The organism is Mucilaginibacter sp. CSA2-8R, from assembly GCF_038806765.1.
Lineage (GTDB): Bacteria > Bacteroidota > Bacteroidia > Sphingobacteriales > Sphingobacteriaceae > Mucilaginibacter.
The window spans coordinates 2,616,551-2,634,833 of sequence record NZ_CP152389.1 but is presented as its reverse complement, the minus strand read 5'-3'; the positions used below and the strand labels follow the sequence as shown (position 1 = coordinate 2,634,833).

At 42.8% G+C, this 18,283-nt stretch carries 17 protein-coding genes; 10 read left to right on the top strand and 7 right to left on the bottom strand.

Features of this window, described 5'->3' with window-relative positions; genetic code table 11:
• Positions 1 to 73: 73 nt before the first annotated feature.
• The 3 genes from AAGR14_RS10950 to AAGR14_RS10940 all read right to left on the bottom strand — a co-directional run bounded on the left by AAGR14_RS10950 (position 74) and on the right by AAGR14_RS10940 (position 1,949).
• A complete protein-coding gene (locus AAGR14_RS10950) occupies positions 74 to 742 on the bottom strand; it encodes an SdpI family protein (RefSeq protein ID WP_342648636.1) in 669 nt (222 codons plus the stop codon).
• 4 nt (positions 743 to 746) lie between these two features.
• Positions 747 to 1,010 carry an autorepressor SdpR family transcription factor gene (locus AAGR14_RS10945; protein WP_342648635.1) on the bottom strand — a complete coding sequence of 88 codons (264 nt, stop codon included), beginning with the start codon at positions 1,008 to 1,010 and terminating at the stop codon, positions 747 to 749.
• Positions 1,011 to 1,091: 81 nt separating this feature from the next.
• Positions 1,092 to 1,949 carry an NAD(P)-dependent oxidoreductase gene (locus AAGR14_RS10940; protein ID WP_342648634.1) on the bottom strand — a complete coding sequence of 286 codons (858 nt, stop codon included), beginning with the start codon at positions 1,947 to 1,949 and terminating at the stop codon, positions 1,092 to 1,094.
• A 69-nt stretch (positions 1,950 to 2,018) separates the two neighbouring features.
• Between AAGR14_RS10940 and AAGR14_RS10935 the strand changes: the two genes are divergently transcribed.
• From AAGR14_RS10935 to AAGR14_RS10905, 7 genes are all read left to right on the top strand, one after another.
• Positions 2,019 to 2,720 (top strand): DUF2490 domain-containing protein, encoded by a 702-nt coding sequence (locus AAGR14_RS10935; protein WP_342648633.1) that lies wholly within the window; start codon positions 2,019 to 2,021, stop codon positions 2,718 to 2,720.
• Between the two features lie 77 nt (positions 2,721 to 2,797).
• Positions 2,798 to 4,096 carry an MFS transporter gene (locus AAGR14_RS10930; RefSeq protein ID WP_342648632.1) on the top strand — a complete coding sequence of 433 codons (1,299 nt, stop codon included), beginning with the start codon at positions 2,798 to 2,800 and terminating at the stop codon, positions 4,094 to 4,096.
• Between the two features lie 61 nt (positions 4,097 to 4,157).
• Entirely contained in the window at positions 4,158 to 5,492 is a 1,335-nt protein-coding gene (argH, locus tag AAGR14_RS10925; protein WP_342648631.1) for an argininosuccinate lyase, read from the top strand.
• 15 nt (positions 5,493 to 5,507) lie between these two features.
• Positions 5,508 to 5,711: a YwbE family protein gene (locus AAGR14_RS10920; protein ID WP_342648630.1), complete on the top strand. Its 204-nt coding sequence runs from the start codon at positions 5,508 to 5,510 to the stop codon at positions 5,709 to 5,711.
• 27 nt (positions 5,712 to 5,738) lie between these two features.
• Positions 5,739 to 6,440, top strand: a complete 702-nt coding sequence (locus tag AAGR14_RS10915) for a DUF1345 domain-containing protein (protein ID WP_342648629.1) — start codon at positions 5,739 to 5,741, stop codon at positions 6,438 to 6,440.
• 157 nt (positions 6,441 to 6,597) lie between these two features.
• Positions 6,598 to 6,963 carry a response regulator gene (locus AAGR14_RS10910; RefSeq protein WP_342648628.1) on the top strand — a complete coding sequence of 122 codons (366 nt, stop codon included), beginning with the start codon at positions 6,598 to 6,600 and terminating at the stop codon, positions 6,961 to 6,963.
• A gap of 165 nt (positions 6,964 to 7,128) precedes the next feature.
• Positions 7,129 to 7,500: a response regulator gene (locus AAGR14_RS10905; RefSeq protein WP_342648627.1), complete on the top strand. Its 372-nt coding sequence runs from the start codon at positions 7,129 to 7,131 to the stop codon at positions 7,498 to 7,500.
• Between the two features lie 2 nt (positions 7,501 to 7,502).
• On the opposite strand, the gene AAGR14_RS10900 is transcribed toward AAGR14_RS10905, so the two are convergent.
• Positions 7,503 to 7,724, bottom strand: coding sequence for a PspC family transcriptional regulator (locus tag AAGR14_RS10900; RefSeq protein ID WP_342648626.1), 222 nt, complete (start codon positions 7,722 to 7,724; stop codon positions 7,503 to 7,505).
• A gap of 1 nt (position 7,725) precedes the next feature.
• Positions 7,726 to 9,015, bottom strand: a complete 1,290-nt coding sequence (locus AAGR14_RS10895; protein WP_342648625.1) for a DUF2851 family protein — start codon at positions 9,013 to 9,015, stop codon at positions 7,726 to 7,728.
• Positions 9,016 to 9,161: 146 nt separating this feature from the next.
• On the opposite strand from AAGR14_RS10895, the gene AAGR14_RS10890 reads away from it, so the two are divergent.
• Positions 9,162 to 11,711, top strand: coding sequence for a zinc-dependent metalloprotease (locus AAGR14_RS10890; RefSeq protein ID WP_342648624.1), 2,550 nt, complete (start codon positions 9,162 to 9,164; stop codon positions 11,709 to 11,711).
• Positions 11,712 to 11,872: 161 nt separating this feature from the next.
• Here AAGR14_RS10890 and AAGR14_RS10885 read toward each other — a convergent pair whose 3' ends face one another.
• Positions 11,873 to 14,869, bottom strand: a complete 2,997-nt coding sequence (locus tag AAGR14_RS10885; RefSeq protein ID WP_342648623.1) for a glycoside hydrolase family 3 N-terminal domain-containing protein — start codon at positions 14,867 to 14,869, stop codon at positions 11,873 to 11,875.
• A 300-nt stretch (positions 14,870 to 15,169) separates the two neighbouring features.
• Between AAGR14_RS10885 and AAGR14_RS10880 the strand changes: the two genes are divergently transcribed.
• Together AAGR14_RS10880 and AAGR14_RS10875 are read left to right on the top strand one after the other, a co-directional pair.
• Positions 15,170 to 15,985 (top strand): hypothetical protein, encoded by an 816-nt coding sequence (locus tag AAGR14_RS10880; protein ID WP_342648622.1) that lies wholly within the window; start codon positions 15,170 to 15,172, stop codon positions 15,983 to 15,985.
• 273 nt (positions 15,986 to 16,258) lie between these two features.
• The gene (locus tag AAGR14_RS10875; RefSeq protein WP_342648621.1) at positions 16,259 to 16,960 is read left to right on the top strand and encodes a hypothetical protein; all 702 of its coding nucleotides are present in this window, start codon (positions 16,259 to 16,261) and stop codon (positions 16,958 to 16,960) included.
• Between the two features lie 151 nt (positions 16,961 to 17,111).
• Here the strand turns inward: AAGR14_RS10875 and AAGR14_RS10870 are convergent, their stop codons facing one another.
• On the bottom strand, positions 17,112 to 18,218 hold the full coding sequence (locus tag AAGR14_RS10870) for a redoxin domain-containing protein (RefSeq protein WP_342648620.1): 1,107 nt from the start codon (positions 18,216 to 18,218) through the stop codon (positions 17,112 to 17,114).
• Between the last annotated feature and the right edge of the window lie 65 nt (positions 18,219 to 18,283).

Sequence of the window (18,283 nt, the reverse complement as noted above, 5' to 3'; positions counted from 1 at the left end):
AAACCAAAAGAGGCACCCCCGAAGATGCCTCTTAATGTCATTGTAATACAGAGTTTACACAACTGCATGTTTATTATTCGTTCACAGCATTTGGTTTATGTTTTTTGAAATGCAGGTAAGAGTAAACGGTTGGCCATAATGCCATGATTATTGTTAAGCTTATAAATACGGTATGAGCCAGTGTTGCCGGTAAAAAAAGTGTAATGATGGTAATTAGCATGCCGCCCACAAACCAGATTTTACCGGCAAGCTGATGCGTAGCACGCCAGGTATCTTCACTTTCTAATGTCCAGGGGGTACGTACACCAGCAAAGTAATTAGGTTTAAGGCTGTACATCATATTACCTAAAAACGCAAAAAAGATTCCTAACAACGGCAGCAATATTTTCTCAAAATCAAAACGGTGACTTGCACTCGTAATGATCATTATTTCGATGGCTACAAAAAGGAATGACATCCCAACAAACATTTTTTGGAAAGTGCCGGCACTATACTTAGCCATTTTTTTAGGATCTATCTTTGGCAGAAATCTTACTAAAAAGGCTGTTGCCACTCCAACCACGGTTAATAACAGCAGGCTCATCAACAATTCATGAGTAGAGCCGTAACGGTCGGGTTTGCCATTGATGTTAAAGTGTAAAGGCACTTTTGCCGGCAAACTCGGATACACTTTATACAAATAGGCAAAAGGTAGTAGCCAGATTAACGTTGCGACAACATCCAGGTTGGTAAACTTTTTCATATCATTATTTTTTTTGATTAGTGAATTGCATAACCCATTTGAGCATCTCATCCATCACGGTAGTGTTAAGCGAATAAGATATAAACTGCCCATCTTTTACCGATACCACCAGGTTTGCCTGTCTCAGCAGGTCTAAATGATGAGAAATGCTCGGCTTTGAAATGTTAAAATGGTCTGCTATCTCTCCGGCCGTCATATCCTTCTCTTTTAACATCTCCAGTATTTCGCGTCGTGTGGCATCGTTTAAAGCCTTAAAAAGTAAATTCATTTCAATATTTAGATAAATATCTAAATACTTTGTTACAAAAGCAAATAAATTTTTGCTTTTGTATTTCACTAATTTTTTGACTTATTGATCCAGATGTTTATAAATTGCCATTACATCCTGGTCTCCCAAACCATCATCCTGCGCCTGTTTAAAGCTGCTATAGAGCGGCTCACTTAGCGGTGCATCAAGGCCTTGCGCGCGTGCCAAACGTAAATCTTTAGCAAGATGCTTTAAGGCAAATGCCGCCGGAAACTCGCCTTTAAGTATAGCTGGTGATTTTAATTTCGTAATACCATTACCTATTGCTCCCTCATTAATAATGGTCAGCATATCTTCTGTTTTTACGCCTCCGGCTTTGGCAAACAAAACGGTTTCGGCCAAACCCTGCAAATTTAGTCCTAACAGGTAATTGATCGCCAGTTTAGCGGCACTACCCACCCCTACCGGTCCGAGATGCAAGGTAAGCTTGCCCAACTTGTCCAATACTGGTTTGGCCTGCTCAAAAGCATCTGTTTCGCCACCGACTAAAATTATCAAAGTGGCATCCTGTGCCGGCTTTACACTACCCGATACCGGCGTTTCTAGAAACTTAGCGCCTTTTTGCCGGCATTGCTCATATAAATATTTCGAAGTTTCTGATGCTACCGTGCTTACGTTAATGAAAAGCTTGCCGCTTACATCATCTGCTAACAGCCCATCCCCGGCACTGAACGTCTTTTTGGCGGCGTCATCATCAGATACCATTACAAAAATTATATCATTGTTAGCAGCTAATGCTGATAAACCACCGGCAGACTCTGCACCTGCATCTAATAAAGGTTTTTCTTTTTCGCGGGTGCGATTAAAAACCTGCACGGGGTAGCCTGCTTTTATTAAGTTGCCTGCCATGGGTATGCCCATGTTGCCTAAACCTGCCCAACCAATTTTTACTGTACTCATGTGACGTTTATATTATTTAGCTCATGAACAAATTGATTGGTTATAAGTTTAGCTTGCAACGCCCGGTCAATGAAACGCATCAAATTTTTTTTACTCTTTTTCTTCCTCATTTTTACAAACCGGACTGTAAAAGCCCAACTTACCGAAACGCAGGGATGGTTCTTTTTATCGCATACCCAAACACTTAATAAAAAATTTGATTTGCTGGCCGATGTACAAACCCGCTCATCTAACCATTTTAATTACCTGACTACACTACTGCTACGCGGTGCGCTGAGTTACAACATTACCACAAAACATTCGGTAGCCGTTGGCTATGCTTATAAAGGCGACTGGGAAAAAGAAGACCTCATGGCCACCATCTATGGTCACGAAAATCGCATTTATGAGCAATACATTTACAAATTTAAAATACGCAGTATTGAAATGATGTTTCGCACCCGTTTAGAACAGCGCTGGGTGATGGACGAGCTTACTCATTTTTCGCAGCGGGGCCGGTTGTTTTTAAGCGCTCAAATACCGCTAATTGCAGACACAGCTTTCAATAGAGGACCATACTTAGGGGTGCAAAATGAAGTGTTTTTAAACATACAGCATAAGGATAGAGTAAATAATGCTGCTTTTGACCAAAACCGGGCGTTCGGCTCGTTTGGATACCGTTTTAGCAAGAAAATAGACGCCGAATTGGGATACCTGTTTTGGTATCAGAAAGAAATGGACGCCAGCTACCGCCGCAATGTGTTCCAGTTAATGTTAACTACCCATTTTTAAAGCCATTATTTTACCCTGTTAATAAATTAGCTTGAATTTCCTTTACATTATTAAGTTTGTGTAATATTAACCCAAGCATGAGCCAGCCTACCATAACCAGTAATGACATCAGCGTATCACAGCGGATAAAATCCATCATAGGTGGTTCATTAGGTAATTTAGTCGAATGGTATGATTGGTATGTGTATTCAGCATTCTCGTTATACTTTGCAGCTACGTTTTTTCCGGCTAAAAATGCTACGGCCCAACTCCTCAACACAGCAGGTATATTTGCTATAGGTTTTTTAATGCGCCCGGTGGGCGGCTGGCTAATGGGCGCTTATGCTGATAAGCACGGCCGTAAAAAAGCGTTGACGGCCTCTATTCTGCTGATGAGCTTTGGTTCGCTAATTATCACTTTTGTACCTGGCTATAATCAAATTGGCGTCGCTGCTCCTGTCTTACTTGTGTTGGCCCGCATTATACAGGGCCTGAGCGTGGGCGGTGAGTACGGCACCAGCGCTACCTACCTTAGCGAAATGGCAACCCGGCAAAACCGCGGCTTTTATTCCAGCTTTCAATATGTTACCTTAATTATGGGGCAGCTTATTGCTTTAGGTGTATTGGTTTTGTTGCAGCGTTTGTTTTTAACCGAAAATCAGTTGCATGCCTGGGGATGGCGTATTCCCTTTGCTATTGGTGCCGTTTTGGCAATAAGTGTGATGTTTTTGCGACGCAACCTGCACGAGTCGGCTGCATTTGAGCAAAACGAAAAGCAGCCCGCACGCGGAACCATCAAAGCTTTGGCACAGCATCCCCGTGCAGTGGCTACCGTTGTTGGTTTAACCCTGGGAGGTACAATTGCCTTTTATACGTTTACCACCTACATGCAAAAGTTTCTGGTAAATACGGCCGGTTTTACCAAAGCTGATGCTACACTCGTTTCAACACTCACCTTGATTGTTTTCATGGCTATTCAGCCATTGTTTGGTGCATTGTCTGACAGGATAGGCCGCCGGCCGTTACTAATTGCTTTTGGTGTGTTGGGTACGTTGTGTACGGTTCCGTTATTAACGGCATTAAGCCACACAACCGATAAGTGGCTGGCGTTTGCACTCATCTTAGTTGCGCTGATTATTGTAAGCGGCTATACTTCAATCAATGCTGTAGTAAAGGCTGAATTGTTTCCGGCCGAAGTGAGGGCATTGGGTGTCGGCTTTCCGTATGCTATTGCCGTTTCCATATTTGGAGGGACTGCCGAATGGCTGGCTTTAGAGTTTAAAAATGCCGGCCATCCGCAATGGTTTTACTGGTACGTTACCGTTTGCATTGCCGTATCATTGGTAATTTATATTTTTATGAAAGACACTCATAAGCACTCAAAAATAGAGCATTAAGGAGGTGCATCGTACCGCTAAAATACCTATATAATTTAGTAAAATTATACATCTTTGCAGCATGAGTAAATTGTGGCAAAAAACTACAGATGTTAACCAGTTAGTAGAGAGTTTTACCGTAGGTCGCGACCGTGAGTTTGACCAGCAAATGGCAGCGTTTGATGTGCTTGGATCATTGGCACATACCCAAATGCTGCAAACCATCAATTTACTAAGCGCCGATGATTTGCAACTGGTGCAAACTGAGCTCAAAAAAATTTATCAGGATATAGATAACGGTAATTTTGAAATTGAAGCAGGCGTTGAGGATGTACACTCACAAGTAGAATTGCTGCTTACCCGTCGCATTGGTGACGCCGGAAAAAAAATCCATAGCGGCCGTTCGCGCAACGACCAGGTTTTGGTGGATCTTAAGCTTTTTTTCAGAAGCGAACTGCAACAGGTAGTAGAGAGCGTACAGCAACTATTTAATTTACTTTTGGAGCTTAGCGAGAAGCACAAAGAGGTATTGCTGCCTGGCTATACCCATTTACAGGTGGCTATGCCATCAAGCTTTGGCTTATGGTTTGGCGCATACGCCGAAAGCTTAGTTGACGACCTGGAACTGGTGCTTGCTGCTTATAATATCACCAATAAAAACCCTTTGGGTTCGGCCGCCGGTTATGGCTCTTCGTTTCCGCTCAACCGTACACTTACCACACAGTTATTGGGTTTTGCCGGCTTAAATAATAATGTGGTTTATGCGCAAATGGGGCGTGGTAAAACAGAGCGCATCATTGCGCAGGCATTATCTGCCGTAGCGGCTACACTGGCTAAAATGGCTATGGATCAATGCTTGTACCTAAGTCAGAACTTCGCCTTTGTAAGTTACCCCGACCATTTAACTACCGGTAGCAGCATTATGCCGCATAAAAAAAATCCGGACGTTTGGGAAATTATGCGTGGCAAATGTAACCGCCTGCAAGCCCTGCCCACCGATGTGGCAATGATGACTACCAATCTGCCTTCGGGTTACCACCGCGAAATGCAGCTATTGAAAGAACTGGTGTTTCCGGCTTTTGCCGACCTAAAAAGCTGCCTGGGAATGGCGCATTTTATGCTGCAACACATCGAGGTAAAAACTAATATTCTGGACGATCCGCGGTATGCATACTTGTTTAGCGTAGAAGAGGTGAATCGGCAGGTATTAAACGGTGTTCCGTTCCGCGATGCTTATAAACAAGTGGGTATGGCTATTGAGCAAGGCAACTTCAAGCCCAATAAAGAAGTTAACCATACCCATGAAGGTAGTATTGGTAACCTGGGTAACGACTACATCGCCGATGCGATGGATGGTGTGTTGAAAAAATTCGACTTCGCAAAAACAGCAGTGGCCATAGGCAACTTATTGAAATAGATACCTGCTAAAACCATGAATGGACAAAACCGCAATGATATTTACCCTGGACTGGAGGTAGATATAATTTTAAAAAAGGACCAGCGCAGTGGCACACTTACCCGTGGTATTGTAAAAAATTTGCTCACCAGTGCCGCTTATCATTCCCGTGGTATAAAAGTACGTTTAGAAGACGGACAGATTGGCCGCGTAGCTTATATTGTAGACGACGAACAATAATTTTTAAATTATACTTAGCTACATAAGATGCCAGCTGAAGAAAAAAATAATAGCCGGAAAAAGCTACCTTTCTACATTGATGCTCATCACAGGTTAATTGCGGCGATCGTTTTAGGCATTGTAGCTGCCTTTGTAGCTAAAGACTTTTTGCCATATACCGAAACTGTACTGGTAACCTGGATGTGCTTTGCGCTCGTGAATATTGTTTTTGAGTGGTGGACAATCCTGAGCGCTCATCCACAGGATGTACGCCGGCTGGCTACCTTACAGGATTCCAGCCGAACCATCATTTTTCTTTTTATTGTAGCGGGTACCATCATCAGTTTGGTGTCAATAGCCTTCCTCATGAAATCACCCGAACATGCAACAGCTAAGCAAGTAACGTTTCATGTGATGCTCAACATTTGCTCTGTTGTAATTTCATGGTGGCTGGTGCATACCGTGTTTACGCTGCGTTACGCTCACAGCTATTATGATAAGGTTGATGATGAAGGCAAAGAAAAGCCGGGATGCGGTTTAAAATTTCCGGGAGAAGACAAGCCCGATTACATGGATTTTGTATACTTTAGTTTTAACCTTGGTGTTGCTTTCCAGGTATCAGACGTTGCAATCACCTCTTCTAAAATGCGCCGCTTGGTTTGGGTGCATAGCCTAATATCTTTTGCTTTCAATACCGCAATCGTAGCACTCACCATCAACATTGTTTCGGGATTGCTGTCAAATCACTAAAATGAGACTTTTACTGTACCGGCGATGTAAATAAACACGAATAAGTAATAATCACAATGCTTAGCTTTAAACGTAGTCAAAGCATCATGCAATTATTATCTTTGCCGAGGCAAAACAGCGAAGCCCGTAAGTTGTTACCTACTTATAATCACTTTTAATGTCGAAAAAGATACTTGTGCTGGATGATAACCGTGACATATTAGATATAGTTAACGAAGTGTTGTCTTACGAAAACTTTGAAGTACGCACCACTTCAACCAGTACTAATATATTGCAAATGGCTCGCGACTATAGTCCGGACCTTATGATTCTCGATTACCTGCTTTCTGACGGCAATGGTGGCGAGATATGCAAGCAGATAAAAGCCGACAAAACACTTAGCCACATCCCTGTCATCATCTTTTCAGCGTACATTAACCGAAACGTTGACTACCCATCGTTCGGCTGCGAAGCTGTTATACCCAAACCGTTTGATTTAAACGAATTGGTAGACCAAGTCAACAATCTTATTGCGCAAAATTAGCTGCGCCGATAAGCCATACAATTTTTTTTTGAACAGCGAAAGCCATAGTATACCATTATTGCCTTAAAAATTAATCTAATAAATACTTAACTCATAAAGCAAACAATCACTCGTCTGTGTTAGTTCTAAGAGTATCTCGTTAGGTAAATAAGAGTAAATTGTAGTATGGCAAAACCGATTATGATTATTGAGGATGATGCGGTCGAGCGTAATCGATTATCTATTTTACTTAATCTGAAAGGCTTTGAAGTCTGCCCGTTAAATCACTCTTATCGTTTTTTAACAGAAGTAGCTAAATGCAATCCTGATTTGATACTGCTGGATTCGGTACTGACGGAGATAGACAGCACACTGGTTGCCCTTACATTAAGGTCTCTCGACACTGTTAGAAATATCCCTTTAGTATTGATTGCAGGTAAAGATTACGAGAACTATACGTATGCTTACAACACTCCGGAAAAAGCAAACCTGGAAGAATTAAAGACGGCAGATATCTACTCCTTAATAAAAGATATTGAGCTAAAGATGGCCGGTTAATTTTACCAATCCATCACTTTAGCGCGCATACGTTTTACATAGTGCCGTACATCAAGCACAATACCCGCACAGAAATAAAATATTAAAGGAAAGCCTACCGCCAAAAACGACGAATAGATAAAAAATAATCTGATTTTGGCAATAGATATATTAAAGCGCTCACCCAGATAGGTGCATACCCCGAACGAGTATCGTTCTAAAAAGGTTAAAAATTTCTGCATCATCTTATTTAAGATTTAATATATGGTTTCCAATGCCGCACTGCAGGCATTTCTTATGATTACAGTAATTATTTTTTAGTTCAAGTAATGCTTGCGACTCAAACGCATTTTTAATTTTGACCCCCATCTCTTCGAAATCGTCAACTACATGGTTGCGCTCAAAGGGCAAACTTTCAAGTAACAGCAAACTTTTATCAACATACTGTTCTTGCTTGTAATGCCTGCCATAAGCAAACAACATCAAAGCTACTGTATTTATCAGCAATAAATTTACCGACGCCTTTCCAAAAGTTTTTGATAGTAGTTTACTCTCCTGGTCAAACCTGTAATGCGTTTCCCAGTATGTGTTAACATCTATATTACTAAAAAGTTCTTTAACATCTCTTACATCTTTAAATTCTAAAATTTTAGAAAACAAGTGTTGTGATTGAATAACCAGTGCAGCAAACTGAGCCAGCCTGATGGTTGGAAAGTTTTGCGGACGAAGACGCATAAATTTCCACAAATGCTTTTCGATAGGGCTGAGCTGATATTTTTTCCTCAAAAATGAGTACTCGTTTTTCAATCGCTGCGGATATTCATCCAGATATTCCTCGTTTAAAAAGCCGGCTTGTCCAAATATTAAGGCTTCAATTTGTAACGCATTGTTTTTATGCTTTGCCAAGATGTTTTGCGGGAGTGATTTAGCTAAAAGCTCAAAAGGCAAAGCATTTACACTAAAACCAAAGTTGGCTGCTAAAAACTGGTAAAAAGTTGTTTCCCAATCGCCTTGGTTGTTTTTCAAAGCATCAATTACTGCCGAGGTTCTTTTATCAAGCCGTTCAACGAGCACTCGCGTTAACCAGCTATGGAGGTTAATGGCGTTCACCGTTTTTAACGTGGCCTGACATGGAATGATGCGTCGTTCGTTCACCAGCAAGAGTTGATGGTAACGCAGGTATAAATCAGCTGGTATGCGATCTCTAAGTTCCAGTGTCGGCAAGGTACGTCCATCTGGAGCCGCGATAGATTGATCGTTACGGTAAACTACATGCAGTACAACGTTGTCATAAGCGTTATCAGTGGTATGCTTGTGTTTTTCCCAATCCGACGCCGCTAAGTGAATTTCGGTATTTCCGGCCCAAGTGGTGTCCCCTATCCTGATACGGCTGTTTGAAAAATCGGGACCGGCGTTTAAATTATGCATCCCAACCGATATGACATCGAGCTTTTGCCCATCGGTGGTAGTTAAATCTTTGAAATCGAAGAGCTTAAATTTCCATACATAATGCAGAAAGTCTTCGTTAAACACCATGAACGAAAATTAAATAATTTTTTATCAATTTTCAATTAAAATACGAGTTGTAGGCCAGCAACCCACCGTTTTGTAACAAATAAGAGATATATTTTTAGCTGTTTTTCTTTAATGTACATTTAGTTGAAAATTAATTAACCCCTAAAATGAACAAAATTTTACTCAGCGTGGTGTTCGCCGCTGTGGCCGCAACTTCTTTTGGTCAGGGCCGCACAGACAGCACCGCTCGCCGGGCTGCAATTCCGGGCGGTTTTGCAGGTTTGGCAGCAACCCAGCAACGGGCGCAACCCCGTCCCTACAAATCTGTAATTACCGAAAAAGCTGTTACCCGCAAAGGTTTGTTTAAAACGCATAAAATTGACGACAAATATTATTTTGAGATTGGCGACAGCGTTTTAAACCGCGATATATTGGTGGTAAGCCGCATCTCGCGTGCCGGTGCCGAAGTGCGCGAGGCTGACGGCTACGCAGGCGACCAGATTGGCAGCAGCGTGATCCGTTTTGAAAAGGGCCCTGCTAACCGCATTTTTATGCGTAAGGTATCGTTCAGAGCTTATAGCCCCGACAGTACCAAAGCAATGTACCAGGCAGTACAAAGGTCTAATATACAGGCTATTGCAGCAGCGTTTAATATCGCTGCTTTCTCGCCCGATGCTAAGGGCAGCGTTATTGATATGACTGATTATATCAACGGCGATAATGAGGTATTCTTTTTTGGTTCGCCGCAAGGAAAGCAGCGTATACGTTTAGGTAACCTGATTAGCGACCGCAGTTATATTGAGAACGTACGCAGTTTTAGTAATAATATTGAAATTAACACCGTAAAAACATACGGCTTAACGGCGGCACCGTCGCCCTTTGGTCGTGTAGGCTTGCCGGTTACAGCTATGGGCGGTGGTGCCCCTAATGGGTCGGTAACTGTTGAGTTGAATACCTCGCTGGTTATTTTGCCTAAAGTACCGATGAAAGGCCGTTACTTCGACCCTCGCGTGGGTTATTTTACCAGTAATTACACCGATTTTGATTTAAATCCGCAGGGCGTTAAAGACGTGCAATTGATTGCGCGCTGGCGTTTAGAGCCAAAGGCTGCAGATATGGCCAAATATAAGCGAGGTGAGCTTGTAGAACCAAAAAAACAAATTGTTTACTACATTGACCCGGCTACACCTAAAAAATGGGTGCCTTACTTAATTGCAGGTGTTAACGACTGGCAAAAAGCTTTTGAAAAAGCCGGCTTTAAAAACGCCATCGTGGCTAAGGTTGCTCCTACAAGCAAACAAGACTCTACCTGGAGCTTGGAAGATGCCAGCCATTCGGTAATTGTTTATAAACCGTCGGAAACTGAGAATGCCAGCGGCCCGCACATATCCGATCCCCGCAGTGGCGAAATTTTAGAAACGCACATCAACTGGTACCACAATGTAATGAAGCTGGTGCACGATTGGTATTTTATACAAACGGCAGCCGTTGACCCCCGTGCGCGCAAAATGACTTTTGATGATAAATTAATGGGCGACCTAATTCGTTTTGTATCCTCTCATGAGGTTGGGCACACTCTGGGTTTACGCCATAATTATGGTTCAAGCTCAAGCGTTCCGGTTGAAAAACTGCGCGACAAGGCATTTGTTGAGGCTAACGGCCATACCCCATCAATTATGGACTATGCACGTTTTAATTACGTGGCTCAACCCGAAGATAACATTACAGCTAAAGGCTTATATCCACGCATTGGCGATTATGATAAATGGGCCATTGAGTGGGGCTATAAATACCTGGGCGAAAAAGGACCGGATGCAGATAAAGAAGAATTGAACAAGATGACCGTTGAAAGTGCCAAAAATCGCAGGTTATGGTTTGGTACCGAAACTAACCCGGATGATCCGCACTCACAAAACGAGGATTTGAGCGACAATGCAATGGTGGCCAGTACCTACGGCATCAAAAACCTGCAGCGTATTTTAGTAAAATTACCGGAGTGGACAAAAGAAACCGGCGAAGGTTACGATGATTTGGAAAACATGTATAACCAGCTAACCACCCAATTTGGACGTTATATGGGCCATGTAACCAAAAACATTGGCGGTATTTACGAAAACCCTAAAACTACAGATCAGGCAGGTGCGGTTTATGAGTATACCCCGGCTGCTACACAACGCGAAGCGATGGCGTTTTTAGATAAGCAATTATTTACTACGCCAACCTGGTTGCTTAATCAGCAAGTGTTGAGTGATATTGGTATGAGCCCGCTGCAAGTGGTTTACACTCGCCAGGATGCCGTTTTAGGACGGTTGGTTACGCCAAAGGTGTTTAATAAATTGGTTGCGTTTGAAGCTGTTGATGGCAACAAAGCCTACAAAGTGACCGACTTCATGACCGATATGCAAAACATGATCTTCCGCGAAGTGAAAAGCGGCAAGACCATTGATGTTTACCGTCGTAACCTGCAAAAATTATACGTAGATAAATTGATAGATATTGTGAAGCCACAGCCAGCTGCTGCTCAAACCATTGTGTTTAACGGTCGTGGGGTTGCTCCGCGCGAGTTAGAGCAGACTGACGCTGTTTCGGTAGCTAAAGCACAACTGCGTTCTATCAACAGCTTAATTAAATCAACTAATATTTCTGATTCAATGAGCACCTATCATTTACAGGATTTATCTGATCGGATTACCGAAGCTTTAAATCCGAAAAGCTAAAGGTTGGTTGAACCGATAATGTTATAAACCGCCCTTTAATCATGGGGCGGTTTTTTTATTGCTTATCAATCAGACTTAGCATAAATACCGTCGTGCCAAATAATGCTATATAAAAAAACCGGCCGAAGATTTCGGCCGGTTTTAATAAAAGTTCGCAAAGCTTATTTCATTAATTTTAAAGTTTTAACTACTTTTTTAGCAGGCACCACTGGTTTAGGCTGGTGGTCTTTTTCGTATTTAAACATCGCTTGATAAACCGTTTCCTGAATGTCGGAGCGTACGTTCAGCGTGCTGAGTTTATTATTGTCGCCGCCGTCAGGGTTTACCCGGTTCGACATAAAAATGTATAGGAGGTTATACTTTGGATCGGCCCAAACACCGATGCCGGTAAAGCCTGTATGACCAAAAGTTAAAGGTGACGCACTTAACGTTGGATAAGGATCTTTTCGAGTTCTATTATCTTTTTCAGGCTTGTCGAAGCCCATGCCGCGGCGGCTGATAGTGCTGTGGTAAGCCGTAAAGAAATCTATAGTCTCCTTTTTAAACAGTCTTACACCATTCAGTTCGCCGCCGTTTAACAGCAATTGGTATAGTTGCGCTAAATCATAAGCATTGCTAAACAAACCCGCATGACCGGCTACGCCACCAAACATGGCCGCTCCCGGATCGTGCACGTCGCCATGCAGGTGTTGCAAGCGAAAAACTTTTTCGTTTTCGGTGGGTGCAATTACATTGATGGGTTCATGCTCCAACGGCTTAAACGTAGTGCTGGTCATGCCCAGCGGCAGGTAAAAAGTTTGACGTACATATTCATCCAGCGGTATGCCGGTAATCTGCTCTACCACCTTGCCCAACAATATAAAGTCGTTGTCGCTGTAAACATATTTATTAGCAGGGCCGAGCTTACTGGTGATGATGCGTTTTTTAATGGTATCCAGCCAATCGTGCCGCATATACATCTCGTCGGCAACCCGTACACTGTATAAAGCATCCGGCTGTTTTTTGTAGAAGCCGGGTTTAGGCCGCCCCGTTTTAATGTCGATGGTTTCGCGATTAAATGGGATAAATGAAACTAAACCGGCCTGGTGCAACAATACGTCCGATAGTTTTAAACCTGCTTTGTCAGTACCTCTAACCCAAGGCAAATAATCACCAAGGGTTTTACCAATGTCGAGCTTACCTTCTTCGTACAACTTCATCACCGAAACGTTGGTCGCACTAATTTTGGTTACCGAAGCTAAGTCGTAAACGGTTTGCGGCGTTACGGCATCTTTGCCGTCGTAATTTAAATGGCCGTAAGCTTTCAGGAAGCCAACTTTACCATTTTTAGCTACCAACACTACGCACCCGGGCGTAGCGCCTTTCTGTATGGCGTTAGCCGCAATGGTGTCAATGCGTAGCAGCATAGTGCTGTCTAGCCCAACTTGCGTTGCCTGCACCAACGGCAAGTAATCATTAGTTATAATGCCTGAACCATAATGATATGGACCGACGGTAACGGGCAGCTTACCTTTGGCGGTTACTTTGCCTGTGAGCAGGTTGATAGCAACATCGTGCATCAGGCTATCATCTTCATAACAGGCTACCAGGTTACGTGCACCAATCATATTCTTAATTGCGTAAGGGTTACCAAAAGCCAGGGTAATGGCATTGGATTTTTGCTTTACTTCATTCAAAACCCGTATAGCCGCGTTGCTGATACCGAAGTTTTTTGCCGGGTACTTGGCATATTTATGCATACCAATTACTACTGCATCATAATTGCTCAATTGTTTCAGTAAACCGTCGGCTTTCAGACTGTCGTCCTGGTAGCTCAGGTAATAGCAGTCGGCATTAAAAGCCTGTTTTACCCGGTCGGCAAAATGATTAGCTCCGGTTAAACCCAAACCTACGTAAGCCACCTTATTTTTACCTCTTAGCGGAAGCATGCTGCTATCTTGCCGGGTAACGAGAGTGATGGCGTTGGTATAAACTTCTTTCTTTTCGGTATTGATGTCTTTACTTAAGTCGGCTGCAATGTTCAGTGTATCGATTGCCTTAATAGTATCCAGCCCCAGGTTATATTTGGCCAAAAGCACCTTTTTTACTTTAGCGTTGATATCGTCCCAGCTTAGTTTATCATGCCTAATGGCTTTTCGGATTTTTTTGATGCTGCCTTTCACGTCGCCGGGCAGGCAAAGCATGTCGTTACCGGCAATGAGCGACTGAACGGCTGCCTCGCCCTGTGGATAAAATTTGGCAACACCCTTCATTTCGAGTGCATCAGTAAAAGTAATACCTTTAAATTTAAGGTCGTCTCGCAGTAAACCGGTCACATTTTTTTTAGACAGCGAGGTGGCCTGGTTGCGGGTAGTATCAATGGCCGGGATGTATAGGTGGGCCACCATCATACTACCCACGTTTTGTTTGATAAGGGTACGAAAAGGGTATAACTCCAATGAGTCGAGCTGTGCAACGGATTTATTGATAACCGGGAGATCCAGGTGTGAGTCTACCGCCACATCGCCATGACCCGGAAAGTGTTTGGCGCAAGCCATGATGCCGCCGTCTTGCATACCCAGCATAATCTGGGTACCGAATAAGGAAACTTTATATTTATCCTCGCCAAACGACCGGAAGTTGATCACCGGGTTGTTTGGATTGTTATTGATGTCTACAACCGGAGCGTAGTTAACCTGTATGCCGGCACGTTTGCACTGCGCAGCAATGGCTTGCCCAACATGGTAGGCAATCGCAGCATCGCCGGTGGCCCCGATGGTAAGTTGGTCCGGAAAAGGTTTTACATCATTAAAGCGCATGCCCACGCCGGTTTCGCCATCAATGCACACTAATAGCGGCGTTTTAGCTACACTTTGTAAATGGTTAAGCACATTAGCCTGTTGCAGTGCCGTACCCTGAAAAAGGCATACCGAGCCAATATTGTATTTCTTCATGGCGCTCTGCACCCCTTTGTCAAAAAACACCACCTCTTTACCGCGCCGTTCGGACAGGCGTAACACCATCAATTGAGCAATTTTTTGCCGTCGAGACAATTTTTTATAGGCTTGGTTTACCCATTTATTTGCCGCAACCGAGTCGGACCGTGGCCGTTGGGCAAACGCAGTATTGATAGAAATAACGGACGCTAAGAAGGCTATACAGCAGACGGCTTTTTTCATAAAATCGACGTGTAAAGCAAATATGCAAAAAACTGCATGTTAAAGTGATGCCAAGCCCTGTATAATCTTTCGTATCAATAGAGGAAGCATTATTTTCTCAAAGATGGTGACAGGTCCTTGTATCAAATCTATTTCCTGTTCTAATCGGCAAAATGGGAAAAGGTAAAATGACAGCTTAACATTTATTAAATGTTAAGAACAACTTATTTTCGTTAATCATCACGGGACCGAAAGGTTAAAAACTAAAAGAATAATTTTTCACCTTCTTAAAACATTGCTTTCAATCGTTAAATTGCGTCTATGAACCTTATTGCTACCAACCTAATAGTCGCATACATTGCAAAGCACTCTGATGCCCGTGTGTCTTTATTATCGTGGCTTAAACAACAGCCTTATCGTATTAGAAACATATTTAACGGAAGCGATACATCGCTTAATATAGGTGGTGGACAAAGCACCGCTGACCCGGATTACTATATTAGTTATTCAATTAATTATTTGGCTAAAGCTGCGCGGATTACACACGTGGAAAATAAAAACGAACAGCAAGAGCGACTGGACCGGGAGTTTGCCGAAGCCGAAATGAAAAACCCAGGAAAGGTAAGGCGTATTACTAAGACATTTACTACAATAGTACATGTCCCCGAACCTATTGCGGACAACGAAATACACCCAAATATAGCCCGTATAAAAACTACAATAACCACAACAATTGAAACGCAACCAATTGAGGAATATCAGATTGATGCTGACTTTGCCGGAATTATGCCTTTTAATAGCGCCGAAGACTATGAGCTGGCACTTGACCGTGCAACCGCTATTTTTAACGCACAGCCCGGCGCACCCGAGTCTGATGAATTAATGGTGTTGTTGCCCCGCATACGGCAATATGAGTATGAGCAACTCAAGTTTCCGGCATTGAGGCCGTCTGAGATTGTTACACAACGTTTAGAACTGTTTAAAATGCAACCTAATCAACTGAATATATTTGCCGATCCCAATGCCATCACTCAATTCCTGGCTGGTAATCTGGAATTAGACGATTGGGTATTGGAGAAGGTTTACCAATGTTTAGGGCTGCGCATTATGCCCGGTGACAGACGTTTTATTGCATAGTGAGAAGATGTTGACTTCGTTTTTGACAAGTTGCTCATCAAGTGCGTTACATTCAAGATGTATATCCAGTCCCTTATTTCGGTTTTAAATTTGACCGCTTTAACTTAGTAATTTAAATAATTATCAAAAAACTCTTGTCAACTAATAAGCAATTGTCAAGCATGCAATTACACAAAGTCACTGTAAATTACATGTTAAAATCAAGAATTCATCTCTTTTTAAAACGAAAACGGCTGATTGTATGTACCAATTTTGAGTAATACAACTATTGATATGAAAAGAATAGCAAATATCTCCGCCGGCGTTATATTATCTGCCTTATCATTTGTATCGGTAACTGCACGAGCTCAGGATGCACCTATTATGGCGCTTGACCCTACACTTATGGCCGGATGGTCCGGAAATTTGGCTTACGACAGCAAAGTAGCTGGTAAAACTGTTGCCACGGCAAAAAGCAGTTTTGATTACACCTCCACTCCAGCTCTACGCCAGCGCGTCGTGTCTAATTTTGTAAAACGCTTGCAAAGCCGTACTTCACAAGGCGCTAACGCGGTAAACAGCACGTTCGGTCCGGGCAAGGCTGATTATAACGCTATTTACGGGCAAATACTTAAAAGCTCTTCGTTAAAAATCAACAATGCTGCTGATGCACTCACCGGACTGATGCTGGTGGGTTATCAGGTGGTTAATAACGTACCCGGATCTGAAGTAAACAGCGCTATGGAAAGCGGTGCTCAGGCGCAGATGATTGCTACGCTGTCCAAAAATGCTAAACTAAAATCCGAGTTAGTCCGTGCCCAGATGGCTGAGCAAATGAAGTTGCAGTCGGTTGTATTAGTGCTGGGCTTGCAAGAAGCGACCAAAACCAATACTCAGGAAGCTTATCGGCAAAGCATTGCTTCCATGTTTCAACAGCAATATGGTATCAATTTAAAACAGATTAAACTTACAAATCAGGGTTTCGCTAAAAAATAACCAATTTAAATTGCTCACCAATAAAACTAATGTAAAGGCACTATTTACGCGTATTAATATCTTAATTTGGTTCAAGGTTGATATAGCATGAGCAATTCAATATCTCGTTGCTGTTTCTCTAAGCGTAAACCCATGGCAGTAAGTATGTCGCTTAAACTCTTAGGATTTTCGGGTTGAAATGAGATTTTATATCATACTTGTTTGTACTACCGGTATGGTCTATTACAAGTTTGTTGATACCGTAGCTCTCTAAATAGTCAGCAAAATCGCTCATGGTGATGGCCTGCTGATCTATTGCGCCATGTTTGGCAAAGTAAGTGCGCTTGCCGGGTTCGTTTGTTTTTAACTGTGCAAACTTTTGCGGGTCATCAACTCTAAGCACATAAACTTCACGCTGCCGGCGCACCATTTTAGCGTGCAGGTCAAAGCGGATATTTAGTTCACGTTGCAGAGTGGGCAACAGCTCGCCAGGTTGTGCCACAATAATGTCCAGACAATAAAGTTGTTTGCTTTGTCTTAATTTTATGCTGTCGATAGTACGCGAATAAGGTATGTTTCCGTAAGCCAAGCTGTAAATTGTGGCCAAACTACAGTTAATAACTGATAACCTGCGTCCTTTCCATACCGGATGAAATGTATAAATGGTGCTTAGGCTCGGCCCGCCAGGTAATGCATCGTCCATCGTAAAATAACTTTTAACAGTATCGGCAACCGGAAATTTGTTTTTCAGTACGTCGTCGAGCGAAGTATACATAAAGTCTTTTTTTACAGGGAGATGCACCTCCTCCCCCTCGAGGACACTGTCTATTACAGCATTGGTCACCATTTCGGGCGAGGTGTTAGCGATGAGTTTACCAGCCGGTGATATAAGCACTGTATGCGGTATTATATGGTGCGGAAAGTAAGTGGCTAAAGACCGGCCGGTATCTATTCCAAACCACAAGTTGGACGGCCGGGAAGCGATGAACTGCTTTGTACGTTTTACGGATTCGTCGGTTACGGCCAGTACCTGTAATTTGCCTTTGTATTGCTCTTGTAATTTACTAAGTTGCGGCATTGCGGTTAGGCAACTACCGCACCAGGTGGCCCAAAAATCAACAAGTACCACCTTACCTTTTAGCTGGCTCAACGACGTGGTTTTTACCGGAGCATTCAGTACAACAGGCAGCATAAAATCCGGCACCAAATCGCCGGGTTTTATTTGAGCGTAGCCCTGTAATGTAAAACAGGTAAGGAATAAGAGTATAAGCTTTTTCATGATTGCGTTTTTCTTCAAATCACGGCTTTATCAGCTTACGCGCGTACTAACAGGTGTTAATCAAA

Coding starts and splice junctions, on each gene's coding strand:
- AAGR14_RS10900 (WP_342648626.1), bottom strand. CDS start 7,724: ATGATGCAGAAATTTTTAACCTTTTTAGAACGATACTCGTTCGGGGTA.
- AAGR14_RS10945 (WP_342648635.1), bottom strand. CDS start 1,010: ATGAATTTACTTTTTAAGGCTTTAAACGATGCCACACGACGCGAAATA.
- AAGR14_RS10915 (WP_342648629.1), top strand. CDS start 5,739: ATGCCAGCTGAAGAAAAAAATAATAGCCGGAAAAAGCTACCTTTCTAC.
- AAGR14_RS10895 (WP_342648625.1), bottom strand. CDS start 9,015: ATGGTGTTTAACGAAGACTTTCTGCATTATGTATGGAAATTTAAGCTC.
- AAGR14_RS10890 (WP_342648624.1), top strand. CDS start 9,162: ATGAACAAAATTTTACTCAGCGTGGTGTTCGCCGCTGTGGCCGCAACT.
- AAGR14_RS10875 (WP_342648621.1), top strand. CDS start 16,259: ATGAAAAGAATAGCAAATATCTCCGCCGGCGTTATATTATCTGCCTTA.
- AAGR14_RS10920 (WP_342648630.1), top strand. CDS start 5,508: ATGAATGGACAAAACCGCAATGATATTTACCCTGGACTGGAGGTAGAT.
- AAGR14_RS10910 (WP_342648628.1), top strand. CDS start 6,598: ATGTCGAAAAAGATACTTGTGCTGGATGATAACCGTGACATATTAGAT.
- AAGR14_RS10940 (WP_342648634.1), bottom strand. CDS start 1,949: ATGAGTACAGTAAAAATTGGTTGGGCAGGTTTAGGCAACATGGGCATA.
- AAGR14_RS10885 (WP_342648623.1), bottom strand. CDS start 14,869: ATGAAAAAAGCCGTCTGCTGTATAGCCTTCTTAGCGTCCGTTATTTCT.
- AAGR14_RS10880 (WP_342648622.1), top strand. CDS start 15,170: ATGAACCTTATTGCTACCAACCTAATAGTCGCATACATTGCAAAGCAC.
- AAGR14_RS10950 (WP_342648636.1), bottom strand. CDS start 742: ATGAAAAAGTTTACCAACCTGGATGTTGTCGCAACGTTAATCTGGCTA.
- argH (WP_342648631.1), top strand. CDS start 4,158: ATGAGTAAATTGTGGCAAAAAACTACAGATGTTAACCAGTTAGTAGAG.
- AAGR14_RS10935 (WP_342648633.1), top strand. CDS start 2,019: ATGAAACGCATCAAATTTTTTTTACTCTTTTTCTTCCTCATTTTTACA.
- AAGR14_RS10905 (WP_342648627.1), top strand. CDS start 7,129: ATGGCAAAACCGATTATGATTATTGAGGATGATGCGGTCGAGCGTAAT.
- AAGR14_RS10870 (WP_342648620.1), bottom strand. CDS start 18,218: ATGAAAAAGCTTATACTCTTATTCCTTACCTGTTTTACATTACAGGGC.
- AAGR14_RS10930 (WP_342648632.1), top strand. CDS start 2,798: ATGAGCCAGCCTACCATAACCAGTAATGACATCAGCGTATCACAGCGG.